Source organism: Sarcina ventriculi, assembly GCF_900456775.1.
Taxonomy (GTDB): domain Bacteria; phylum Bacillota; class Clostridia; order Clostridiales; family Clostridiaceae; genus Sarcina; species Sarcina ventriculi.
This window is the reverse complement of sequence record NZ_UAUL01000001.1, coordinates 734922-747602: the sequence shown is the minus strand read 5'-3', so window position 1 is coordinate 747602 and position 12681 is coordinate 734922. Positions and strand designations below refer to the sequence as shown.

At 29.2% G+C, this 12681-nt stretch carries 9 protein-coding genes; 8 read left to right on the top strand and 1 reads right to left on the bottom strand.

The genetic code is table 11. The features are described 5' to 3' along the window. Window positions 1–6: 6 nt before the first annotated feature. From rlmD to DR020_RS03260, 3 genes are all read left to right on the top strand, one after another. Complete coding sequence (gene rlmD / locus DR020_RS03270) at window positions 7–1377, top strand: 23S rRNA (uracil(1939)-C(5))-methyltransferase RlmD (RefSeq protein WP_112365252.1); 1371 nt, start codon at window positions 7–9, stop codon at window positions 1375–1377. A gap of 236 nt (window positions 1378–1613) precedes the next feature. Further along, on the top strand, window positions 1614–2429 hold the full coding sequence (locus DR020_RS03265; protein ID WP_112365251.1) for an oxidoreductase: 816 nt from the start codon (window positions 1614–1616) through the stop codon (window positions 2427–2429). Between the two features lie 14 nt (window positions 2430–2443). Next, the gene (locus tag DR020_RS03260) at window positions 2444–3436 is read left to right on the top strand and encodes a helix-turn-helix domain-containing protein (protein WP_112365301.1); all 993 of its coding nucleotides are present in this window, start codon (window positions 2444–2446) and stop codon (window positions 3434–3436) included. Window positions 3437–3602: 166 nt separating this feature from the next. Here the strand turns inward: DR020_RS03260 and DR020_RS03255 are convergent, their stop codons facing one another. After that, the gene (locus DR020_RS03255) at window positions 3603–5900 is read right to left on the bottom strand and encodes a glycoside hydrolase family 2 protein (RefSeq protein WP_112365250.1); all 2298 of its coding nucleotides are present in this window, start codon (window positions 5898–5900) and stop codon (window positions 3603–3605) included. 254 nt (window positions 5901–6154) lie between these two features. Between DR020_RS03255 and DR020_RS03250 the strand changes: the two genes are divergently transcribed. The 5 genes from DR020_RS03250 (at window position 6155) to DR020_RS03230 (ending at window position 12520) form a co-directional block, all read left to right on the top strand. After that, entirely contained in the window at window positions 6155–7012 is an 858-nt protein-coding gene (locus DR020_RS03250) for an HAD family hydrolase (RefSeq protein ID WP_112365249.1), read from the top strand. Between the two features lie 23 nt (window positions 7013–7035). Continuing rightward, the gene (locus tag DR020_RS03245; protein WP_112365248.1) at window positions 7036–8760 is read left to right on the top strand and encodes a glycoside hydrolase family 3 protein; all 1725 of its coding nucleotides are present in this window, start codon (window positions 7036–7038) and stop codon (window positions 8758–8760) included. A 59-nt stretch (window positions 8761–8819) separates the two neighbouring features. Next, a complete protein-coding gene (locus DR020_RS03240) occupies window positions 8820–9671 on the top strand; it encodes an SDR family oxidoreductase (protein WP_055259850.1) in 852 nt (283 codons plus the stop codon). A 40-nt stretch (window positions 9672–9711) separates the two neighbouring features. Beyond that, window positions 9712–10758 carry a mannonate dehydratase gene (gene uxuA, locus DR020_RS03235; RefSeq protein WP_112365247.1) on the top strand — a complete coding sequence of 349 codons (1047 nt, stop codon included), beginning with the start codon at window positions 9712–9714 and terminating at the stop codon, window positions 10756–10758. A gap of 307 nt (window positions 10759–11065) precedes the next feature. After that, the gene (locus DR020_RS03230; protein ID WP_112365246.1) at window positions 11066–12520 is read left to right on the top strand and encodes an MFS transporter; all 1455 of its coding nucleotides are present in this window, start codon (window positions 11066–11068) and stop codon (window positions 12518–12520) included. Window positions 12521–12681: the final 161 nt, after the last annotated feature.

Below are 12681 nucleotides of genomic sequence, written 5' to 3'. Positions count from 1 at the left end.
TAAAATATGGTGGAAAAAAATAAAGAATATGTTGTGCAAGTAATTTCACAAGGATATGAGGGTGAAGGTATTGCTAAAATAAATGAAAGTTATCCAATATTTATAGAAGGTGCATTAAGTGGTGAAGTAGTTAGAGTTAAAATAATTAAGGTTAATAAAAATTTTGCTTATGGAAAATTAATAGAGATTATAGAACCTTCAATAAATAGAGTTGAACCAATTTGTTCTATATATAAAAGATGTGGAGGATGTAAAATTCAACATATATCCTACAAAGGGCAATTAGATTTTAAATGGGGAAGAGTTAGAGAGTGTATAGAAAGAATCGCTAAATTGGATAAGGAAATAGTTAAATATCCATTAGGTATGACAAACCCTTTAATGTATAGAAATAAAGTTCAACTACCAATAGGAATGTTTAATGGTCAGTTAAGGATAGGTTTTTTTGTGTCGAGAAGTCATGAAATAATAGATATGGAAGAATGTTTCATTCAAGATGATATTGCAAATAAAATAGTTAAATTAACTAGGGAATGGATAAAGAAATTTAATATATCTCCATGTAATGTGGATGGTGAGTATAAAAGTTCTGGCGTGATAAGACATTTAATGATAAGGCGTGGCTTTAAAACTGGTGAGGTTATGGTAGTTTTAGTAACTAATAAGCAAGAATTACCTTATAAAAATGAGTTTATTAAAGTTATTACTAACAGTATACCTGAAGTAAAAAGTATAATACAAAATGTAAATTCTAAGAATACAAATGTTATATTGGGAGATAAGCTTATAACACTTTGGGGAAATGACACTATATCTGATTATATAGGGGAATTTAAATTTAATATTTCACCATTATCATTTTTTCAGGTAAATCCTGTGCAAACAGAGGTATTATATTCAAAGGCTTTAGAATATGCTAATCTTACAGGAAATGAAACTGTTTTTGATGCGTATTGTGGTACTGGAACAATAACTCTCTTTTTATCTAAAAAAGCTAAAAAGGTTTATGGTGTGGAAATAATTCCCCAAGCAATAGATAATGCTAATGTAAATGCTAAAGAGAATAATATTTCTAATGCTAAGTTCTTTGTTGGAAAATCAGAAGAAATAATTCCAGATCTTATAAATAAGGGGATTAAAGCTGATGTTATAGTTGTTGATCCACCAAGAAAAGGCTGCGATATAAGTCTTTTAAATGCTATAAGTAAAGTAGCACCGAAAAGAATAGTTTATGTAAGTTGTGATCCAAGTACATTAGCTAGAGATTTAAAAATATTAGATGAAAATGGATATAAGGCAATAGAAGTTCAACCAGTTGATATGTTTCCTCAAACAGCACATATTGAAAATGTTGCATTAATATCAAAGGTAAAATAATAAATATATAATATACGAGAAATGAAATTTTAATTAGCCGTTTTATTTCTCGAATTTTTTTATTTATTATAGAGTATATTTAAATTTTAGAATCATCTAGTATTAAATAACTAAGTGTGTAATTGTATATAGATAAGCCATGGAATGAATTGCATTAAAAATGGCGTGATAAGATGTTAAAATAAAAGTTTAAGAAATGTATAATAACGTTATAAAGAAATCTTGGGGGTGGCGTTATGAACAAAGTAGTTTTAGTAACAGGAGCATCTAGCGGTATTGGAACAAAGATAGCACAGGAACTTAAGAAAACAGGATTTACTGTATATGCAGCTGCTAGGCGTATAGATAAAATGAATGATTTGAGAGAAAGGGGAATTATACCAGTTTTTTTGGATTTAACTAATGAAAAATCCATGGTAGATTGTGTGCAGACAGTTTTACAAGAATCTGGACGTATAGATGTATTGATTAATAATGCAGGATATGGTTCTTATGGTCCTATAGAAAGTGTTTCTATGGAGGAGGCTAAGAGGCAATTTGATGTTAACTTATTTGGTATGGCTAGATTGATTCAGCTTGTGCTACCAGGAATGAGGGCAAATCATTGTGGAAGAATTATTAATATTTCTTCAATGGGAGGAAAAATATGGACAAGGTTTGGAGGATGGTACCATGCAACTAAATTTGCAGTTGAAGGTTTTTCAGACTGTCTTAGAATGGAAGTTGCTCCATTTGGGATTGATGTTGTAGTAGTGGAACCAGGTGGAATTAAGACTGATTGGGGAGTTATTGCAGCAAATAATTTGAAAGATACAGCTAAGGGTAGTGTATATGAAACAAATGCCAATAATGTGGCTAACAGTATGATTAAAAATTATTCTGGGAATATGTTAACAGAACCAGAAGTAGTTGCGAGAACTGTTAAAAAGGCTATTGTAAAAAGAAGACCACGTACACGTTATTTGATTGGTTTTATGGCTAAGCCTATGGTATTAATTCAAAAAATCTTTGGAGATAGAGTGTTTGATTGGGTAATTACAAATTTAAGTTAGGAGATATTGATTTTATGAGACGTTTTCCTTTAGATAAAAACTATGCTATTTTGCTAGATAAATATAGAATTTCTATGAATGAAGTATTAAAAAAGTCAAATCTTCCATTGGATTTATTTGCAAGAGTGAATCCTTCTGTAACGTGTGAAGAATATTATAGATTTATGAAAGCTATTGATGATGTTGTTGCTAATAGAAAATTGCCAATATACCTTGCAACAGCTGAAAATATAGAGAGTATAACACCATCTATTTTTGCTGCTTATTGTAGTGCTAATGCTAAGGAATGTGTTAAGAGAATTGCAAAATATAAAGCTTTAGTAGGAGCAATTGTTTTTGAGATTATAGAAGATGCTAATTACATAAAAGTAAATATTTATGGAGAAGAAAACATAGAATTACCTGAAATTATTGTTGGAATTGAAATGGTTCTATTAGTAAATTTAATTAGAAAAGCAACAAAAAGAAAAATTATACCACAAAAAGTTATGGCCAAACAGTTTTTTTCTAATCCAGAGTATGAAAAATTTTTAGGAATTAAAGCGGAGAAAAGTGAAGTAAATTCAATTGCTTTTTCTAAGCGTGATGCAGAAATTCCTTTTGTCACAAGGAATGAATCTATGTGGAATTTTTTCGAGCCAGAATTAAGAAAAAGATTAAATGAAATGGATATAGATGATAGCTTTTCTACAAGAGTAAGAAGTATTTTGGTGGAACTTCTTCCAGCTGGAAAATCTACAATTGATGACGTAGCTAATGCACTTGCTATAAGTAAACGCACATTACAGAGAAAACTTAAGCAAGAGGATACAACTTTTCAGAAACAGTTAAATCATACAAGAGAATTACTTGCTAAAAATTATATTAAAAATACACAATTTTCGTCTGAAGATATTGCATATTTGTTAGGATATCAGGATTTAAATTCTTTTTTTAGAGCATTTTCAGTTTGGACGGGAAAAAGTGTTACGCAATATAAAAATGAATTTTTATTACAAAGAAAATAACATAATTAATTAAAATTAAAAAAGTTTATTAACAAAGAGTATATTAACTAATAATATACTCTTTATTTTTAATAATATATATTTAAATTTTTGTGGTGTATTATATGAAATTTAGGATTTGTAAATATTTAAAAATTTATTGATTGTATATAAATAAAGAATTATATTATTTTTTTATTTTGGATAGTTCCTTATTTAACATAAAGACAAGTTTTTCATCAATACCTTCATCAAGCATTTTAAATAAATCATCAATACTTGATGTTTTTATCATTCCAATCATTGGACTAGCCAATAATTTAGAAAAATATTTATTTAAAATAATACTAGCTTTTTCATTTTCTAATATATCACAAATTCTAGTGGCACTAGAAAATACATCATCTGGTATGTCTAATGCAGTTATTTCTACGTCTGTAAATTGATTAGCTAAATCTTCATCAAACCAATTAGCAGCAAATCCACCATTTTTGTCTGGACATTCATACATTGCATTTGGCTCATTTACTTTATTAAAGAAAGCATAATCTGTAAATTCTTTATCGTTTTTAGTGCCTACGGCTCTTATATTTGTTTGTGTGTGTGCTAATTTTATATTTTCAAATATAAAATTATGTTTAGATTTAAGAGTAGCAAATTTTTCATTATCTACAAATAAAGTTACAGCATCACAGTTAGAATAAACCTTGATATTAATAGAATCAGTAGCTCTATCTATAAATCTCTTACTTGTTATATGCACAAAAGGCTCGTCAGACCAAGCTGCTTTGTAAGCAAAGAAAGCATCTTTTTTTATTTTTCTATCAAAAGTCACAAGACCTTTATTATTTCGTCCTTTAATGCCACCTTCATCTCTTATTGCAGAGCCAAAATCAAAGAAATTCCAAACATAAGAACCCCATAAAAACTCTCTTTCATTAAATATTTTTATTAGTGTTTCATGGGATAAAGAATGATATTCTTCAGTATAATCTCTAATTTTTGGATTATCACTATGATAAGTAATGATGCCCTCAAAACCATATTCAGAAAGTCCAACACATCTGTTTGGATTAAGTTCGTGATAGTTATCTAGCCATGTTGCAAAATCTTCAGTTTTTCCATTATACCATCCAAAATATTTATTGTATGCAACTATATCTGTATATCCGTTATATTCATCAGTATCAGGAACCATAGAAACAAGTGCTTGGGTTGTTAAACGTGTTGGATCTTCTTTGTGAGTAATCTCATTTAAATTTTTTACAATATCTCGTACATAAGGCAAATCTCCACCTATTTGTATTTCGTTTTCAACTCCCCACATAATAATTGATGGATGATTAAAGTTTTGTCGTATTAATTCAATCATTTGAGATTTTGCATTTTCACCGGTATGATCTGTACTAGATGCTACGGATATAAATGGTATTTCAGCCCAAACAATCATACCTTCTTTGTCACAAAGGTCATAAAAATATTGGTCATGTTGATAGTGAGCAAGTCTTATAGAATTGGCTCCAACTTCCTTTATTAAAGCCATATCAAGTGCATGATCTTCCTTAGATAAAGCCCAACCCAAATCTTTTTTGTCTTGATGTCTAGATACCCCTTTAAGCTTTATATGATTTCCATTTAAAAAGAAGCCTTTGTTAGGATTAAATTCAAAATATCTAAGTCCAATAGGAATATTAAGTTCATCTAAAATATCATTATGCTTTTCTATAGTTATTTTCATAGTATATAGATAAGGGTTTTGAGTACCGTTCCAAAGAATAGGATTCTCAATGCTCAATGGCATTTTAATTTCACTACTTTTTTCTATTAAAATATCTTTAGCAGTATATTTAACAACTTGTCCATTAGCGTCTAAAAGATTGGCAACAATTCTTATAGGTTGTTTTTCAGTTACTTCAGAAATTATGTTAGTTTTTATGGTTAGGTTTGCAATATCATTAGTAATTTTATCTTGATATACAAAGACACCTTTAGAGCCATTATCCATTAAATCAAAATGAATTGGGTCAACGATTAATAAATTTACATCTCTATAAATACCACCATAGAAAGTAAAATCAGCCATTAAAGGATACACTTCTTCTACATGAGAGTTATCAACTTTAACTGCAATAAAATTTGTTGAATTGAATTCTATTAAATCGGTTATATCATATCTAAAGGTTGAATAACCACCTTTATGCTCACCTAGATGTTTTTCATTAACATAAACATTACAAATACTATTAACTCCGTTAAATTCTAAAAATATCTTTTTATTTTGAAATTTTTTGTTTATATAAATATTTTTTGTATACCAACAAATACCTCTAAAGTATTCATTACCAGAAGCCCCATCAATATCATTCCATGTATGAGGTATGTTTACGTTTTCTCCAAAGATATTATTAAATTTTCTTAAAAATAATTCATTAGTATTATTTTTAAGAAAATTCCAATTATCATTTATGTTTAAAATTTTTCTCATAATATTCCCCCTTAGCTTGTATTCTAGTATTATAAATATAATATACCACTTTTTAGAAAATTACAACAAAATAATTAATTTAAATTATTTAATTTATTTTATATAATAAAAAATTAGTATTATAAAAAAATAAAATTACAAAAAATTTGAAAAAGTATTGAAATACTAATATTAATATGTTAGTATACAAGTATAAGGTAAAAGGTTTACAAAAAAAGCTCTAAATTAATTTAATTATTAAAAGGAGTAAAAGAATGATGAATAGCTTAGAAAAATTTAAAAAGAAAAAGGATTTTCTTATCTGTATAGATTCAGATGGATGTGCTATGGATACTATGGATATTAAGCATATCAAATGTTTTGGTCCGTGTATGATAAATCAGTGGAATTTAGAAAAATGGAAAAGTCCTATATTAAAGAGATGGAATGAGGTAAATCTTTATACGTTAACTAGGGGGATAAATAGATTCAAAGGTTTAGCTTTGGCTCTTGAGGAAATAAATGAGAGATATATACCCGTTGAAGGATTAAATGAATTTATTGATTGGACTCATAGCACTAAAGAACTTTCAAATGAGTCTTTAGAAAGGCAAATAAAGATACAAAAACAAAATATTACTTGTTTAAAAAAAGCCTTAGATTGGTCAAGAGCTGTTAATGCTTCAATTAATGAGTTGAAAGATGAGGAAAAACTTCCATTTAATGGTGTATATATTGGGATAAAAGAGGCTAAAAAATTTGCAGATGTAGCAATAGTGTCATCAGCAAATGAACAAGCTGTTTTAGAAGAATGGAAAAAGCATGGACTTTTAGATAATGTTGATATAGTTCTAACTCAAAATACAGGTTCAAAGGCATATTGCATAAGTAAACTTGTTGAAAAAGGTTATGATAGAAATAATGTGTTAATGGTGGGGGATGCAGTTGGTGATTTAGATTCTGCAAAGTTAAATAATATTTTATATTATCCAATATTGGTTAAAAAGGAAAATCAATCTTGGAGTAGATTTACTAATGAAACTTTAGAATTATTTATTAGTAATGCTTATAAGGGGAAATATGAAGAAAAGGTGATAAAAGAGTTTAAAGAAAACTTATCTGGAGATAAGTAAAATTTTGAGGGGGAAATAGAAAAATGATAGATTTAAAGGCAAAACCATTTAATTTAACTGATGAAGATATAAAATGGGTGAAAGATACGTTAGGCAATTTGTCATTAGATGAAAAAATAGGACAAGTATTTGTTGATATGCTTTGGAATAATACTAATGATGAAATAAAGGAACGTATAAACAAATATGGAATTGGTGGATTTAGATATAATAATATGTCGCCAGAGCAATTATATGAACAAAATAAAATTATACAAGAAACTAGTAAGATACCAGCATTAATAGCAGCTAATATAGAAGCTGGTGGAGATGGTGGAGTTAAAGGTGGAACGCATTTTGGATATCATGTAACAATAGGTGCTACTCAAAATAAAGAAAATGCTTATAAATTAGGATATTATGGATGCAAAGAGGCAGCTGCAATAGGTTGTAATTGGACTTTTGCACCAATAGTTGATATAAATAAAAATTGGAGAAACTGTGTTGTATCTAACCGCTGTTTCTCAAGTGAAGCAGATGTAGTTCTTGAAATGTCAAAGGAATATTTGCAAGGAGCAAAAGATGCTGGACTTGCAAGTTGTATGAAGCATTTCCCAGGTGATGGTTTAGATGAGAGAGACCAACATATAGTTACAACTAATAATACAATGAGTTGTAAAGAATGGGATGAAAATTTTGGGAAGGTATATAAAGGAATGATAGATGCAGGAGTTGAGGCTGTTATGATAGGTCATATAAGACTTCCTGAATATTCTAGAAAGTTAAGAACTGGAATAAAAGATAATGAAATAATGCCAGCTACTATAGCTCCAGAATTATTACAGGATTTACTTCGTCAAGAATTAGGATTTAATGGTCTTATAATAACTGATGCTACTCATATGGTTGGATTAACTTCAGCAATTAGAAGAGAAGAGATGATACCAACTGCATTAGCAGCTGGATGTGATATGATACTTTATTATAGAGATAAAGATGAGGATATAAATGCCCTTAAAAAAGGATTAGAAAATGGAACTTTAACTTATGAACGTTTAGATGAGGCTGTTACTCGTGTTTTAGCATTTAAAGCAATGTTAAAATTACACAAAAAGAAAGAAGAAGCAAATTTAGTTCCAAATAAAGATGGATTGTCGGTAATTGGCTGTAATGAACATTTAGAAGTTGCTAGGGATATAGCAGACAAGGCTATAACATTAGTTAAAAATACTAAAAATCAATTGCCAATAACACCAAAAACCCATAAAAGGATAATGCTTTATACAATAGACCAAACAGGTAGTGCAGCAGCAGTATCTATGGCAAATGAAGGCTCTTTAGAATCAAGAGTAAAAAGCAAATTAGAAAGTGTAGGATTTGAAGTAGATACATTTAATCCACAAGGTGGGCTAAATGGTAAACAATTATTAGCTATGACTCCTATAAAGGAATTTGTTGATAAATATGATGCAGTAATGTTGTTTGTAAATGTTGCAGGATTTTCTCAAAGTAATGTAAGGCGTATAACTTGGAGTATGCCAATGGGACCTGATATTCCTTGGTATGTAACAGAATTGCCAACCGTTTGTGTATCTGTGAACAATCCATTCCATTTAATAGATGTACCAATGGTACCAACTTATATAAATGCTTATAATGGCAATGATGTTAGTTTAGATTTAGTAATAGAAAAAATAATGGGAAAATCAGAGTTTAAAGGTGTAAGTCCTGTTGATGCATTTTGTGGTGCGTGGGATACAAGATTTTAATATAGGTTATAAAAGTATTAAACGTAGAGCATATTTAATTAAGTTTAGGAGAGATTTTCATGAAATTACCATTTAATATTGATTTAAAAGATAAAGTTTGTGTAGTAACAGGTGGAGCAGGGGTGCTTTGTGGCACTATGGTAGATGCATTAGCAGAGTGTGGTGCAAAAGTAGCAATACTTTCTTTAGGACAGGAATGTTGTGATAAAAAAGCTGAAGAGGTTCGAAAAAATGGAGGTATTGCCATTGGAATAGACACCAATGTTTTAGATAAAGAAAGTTTAAAACATGCTCATGAAATAATATTAAAGGAATTTGGTAGCTGTGATATATTAATAAATGGTGCTGGTGGAAATCATCCGAAAGGAACAACAAGTAATGAATATTTGAGGCTAGAGGATTTAGAAAATGATGAATTAACAACATTTTTTGATTTAGATGAAAAGGGAGTTGAGTTTGTATTTAATTTAAATTATTTAGGAACACTTCTTCCAAGCCAAGAATTTGCAAAGGATATGATAAATAAAAAAGGTGCATCAATTATTAATATTTCATCCATGAATGCATTTACTCCTCTTACGAAAATACCTGCATATTCAGGGGCTAAAGCTGCGGTAAGTAATTTTACTAAATGGCTTGCAGTTCATATGTCTAAGGTAGGTATAAGAGTTAATGCAATAGCTCCAGGATTTTTTGTAACAGCTCAAAATGAAAAATTGTTATTTAATGAAGACGGAACGCCAACTGAAAGAACAGAAAAAATATTAAGAAGCACACCAATGGATAGGTTTGGTAAACCTGAAGAATTATTAGGTACATTATTATATTTAATAAGTGAGGAAGCTTCAGGTTTTGTAAATGGTGTAGTTATTCCTGTGGATGGAGCATTTTCTGCATATTCTGGTGTTTAAGTGATGTAATATAAATAAATTTAAAATAAGGGGTGAGATTATGTATATGACTTTTAGATGGTATGGCAAAGATGATCCAGTTAAAATAGATTATATTCGCCAAATACCAGGAATGAAGGGCATAGTGAGTGCCATATACGATATACCAGTAGGGGAAGTATGGCCACTTGATAGAATACTAGAACTTAAGAAGGAGGTTGAAGATGCTGGTTTAGAGCTTTCAGTTATAGAGAGTGTTCCAGTTCATGAAGATATAAAGCTTGGACTTCCTACAAGGGATAAATATATAGCAAATTATAATGAAACAATAAGAAATTTAAGTAAGGCGGGAATAAAAACAATTTGTTATAATTTTATGCCAGTATTTGATTGGACTCGTTCAGATTTGGAATATAGATTAGCAGATGGTTCAACATGTTTAATATATGATGAAAAAGATATTGCTAAAATGGATCCTAAACTAGGAGAATTAGAACTTCCAGGATGGGATACTTCATATGGTGAAGGTGGACTTGGTGCATTACTTGATAAATATAAAAATATAGATGAAGAAAAGCTTTGGGAAAATTTAGAGTACTTCATAAAGGGAATAATGCCTGTTGCAGAGGAAGAGGAAGTAAATATGGCAATACATCCAGATGATCCACCTTGGGGAATATTTGGTCTTCCAAGAATAATAACTAATTTTGAAAATTTAGAGAGATTTTTAAATTTATATGATAGTAAATATAATGGATTGACACTTTGTACAGGTTCATTGGGATGTACAAAAACTAATGATATAGTAAAAATGATAAAATATTTTGGTGGTGAAAGAAATAGAATACATTTTGCTCATCTTAGAAATGTGTTAATTACTGGGGATAGTAGTTTTAATGAAGTTGCTCATCTGTCAGATGCAGGTTCATTAGATTTTTATGAAATAATGAAGGCATATTGTGATTATGGCTTTGATGGACCATATAGACCAGACCATGGAAGAATGATTTGGGGTGAAACAGGAAGACCTGGATATGGTTTATATGATAGAGCATTAGGTGCTGTATATTTAAATGGCTTAAAAGAAGCCATAAATAAGGGGAAATAATAAATTTAGGAATATAATTGTATATAAATAATTATGTTTATATGCAATTATATCCATTATAAAAGATTGAATTGTGTGATTAACAAATAAATGAATTAATATATGCAGTTAAATATAAATTAAAATACACAACATATTTGATAAATGTGCCAATCTTGAAAACGTTTTTAAATATATAGGTTCAGAAGGTGTTTAATAAAGCACATAAATGGGATTTAAAGATTCGTTGCTTGATTTATTAATAAATATAACATGATTAAGAATTATTAATACTGACACAAAGAATTTGAAAATATGGGGTGAAAATATGAATTTAGATAAAAATATTAAGTATAATAACGCTAAAACATGGCAAATAGGTTTTTATGCACTTAATAATACTGCTACAAATGTGATAATGCTTTTAATGACTTATGTATCGTATTATGCGACAGGGGTTGTTGGGCTTGCAGTTGTTCTTGTATCATCATTATTAACATCAATGCGTATGTTTGATGCTATCACAGATCCAATTATAGGTTTTGTAATAGATAAGACTAATACTAAGTTTGGTAAGTTTAGACCTATGATTATTATTGGATATACAATAATGGCTGTAAGTATATTAGTTTTGTATAATTGTTTATATTTAATGCCTGAAAATATGAGGCTTATAGGATTTATAGGGTTATATGCTTTATATATAATTGGATATACATTTCAAACAGCATGTACAAAGGCTGGGCAATCATGTCTAACTAATGATCCTTCTCAAAGACCTTTGTTTGCAAGGTTTGATGGAATTTATAATTTATTCTTATTTTCTTTATCTGCTCAATACGCTTCAGCATATTTATCACCTAAATATGGTGGATTTACATTGGAAGCTATGCAAGAGTTTTCATTAACTTATATCATAATAGCTGGTTGTTTCACATTATTAGCTATAATTGGTATATGGAGCAAGGATAGAGAAGAATTTTTTGGTGATAAAAAAGCGCCTAATGTTAAATTTAAGGATTATTTGACAATTTTAAAAGGTAATAGAGGTTTGCAAATGCTTACAGTAGCTGCTGCTACAAATAAATTAGCAAGTCAAACATCAGGAAATACAACCGTTATGGTAATGCTATATGGAATAGTAATGGGTAACTATGCTTTATATGGAAAAATGTCAATGATAACTGCTCTTCCAACATTTATAATAATAATGTTGGGAACAAAATATGCGAGTAAATTTGGTTCTAAAAAAGCTTTAATAAAATTTACTAAGGCGGCTATGGCAATGTATACAGGGTTATTCTTAATATTATTTATTGGAGATCCTACAAAAATATCTTTAGATAGTATTGGATTAATGACTATACTTTGGATAGTTGTATATAGTTTAGGATATGGAGCTTCATCTTTAGCAAGTGGAATAGTAGTTCCTATGATAGCTGATTGTGCAGATTATGAAACTTATTTAACAGGAAAATATGTACCTGGTATGATGGCAACTTTATTCTCCTTTATAGATAAATTAGTATCATCTTTTGCTACAACTATAATAGGATTTGCAGTTGCATATTTAGGATATACATCTGCAATGCCACAAGCTACAGATCCTAATATAAAAGGGATGTTTGCAGTAACTGCAGCATTATTTATAGGAATGCCAATGCTTGGATGGATAATTGGCTTAATAGCAATGAGATTTTATCCATTAGATGATGTAAAAATGCAAGAAGTTCAAGAGGAGATAATAAAAACAAAATTAGAAACAGCTGTGGATATGAATTAGATTTTAGAGAGAGTTATATAAAAATTTATATAACTCTCTTTAAATATTTTTAAGAATAAAAGTTTTTAAAATTTTTGAGTAACAAAAACTTTAAATTTTAATATTATAACTAATGAAATGGAAATAAAAACTTGTTATAGGACAGGTACAATAAGGAGTGT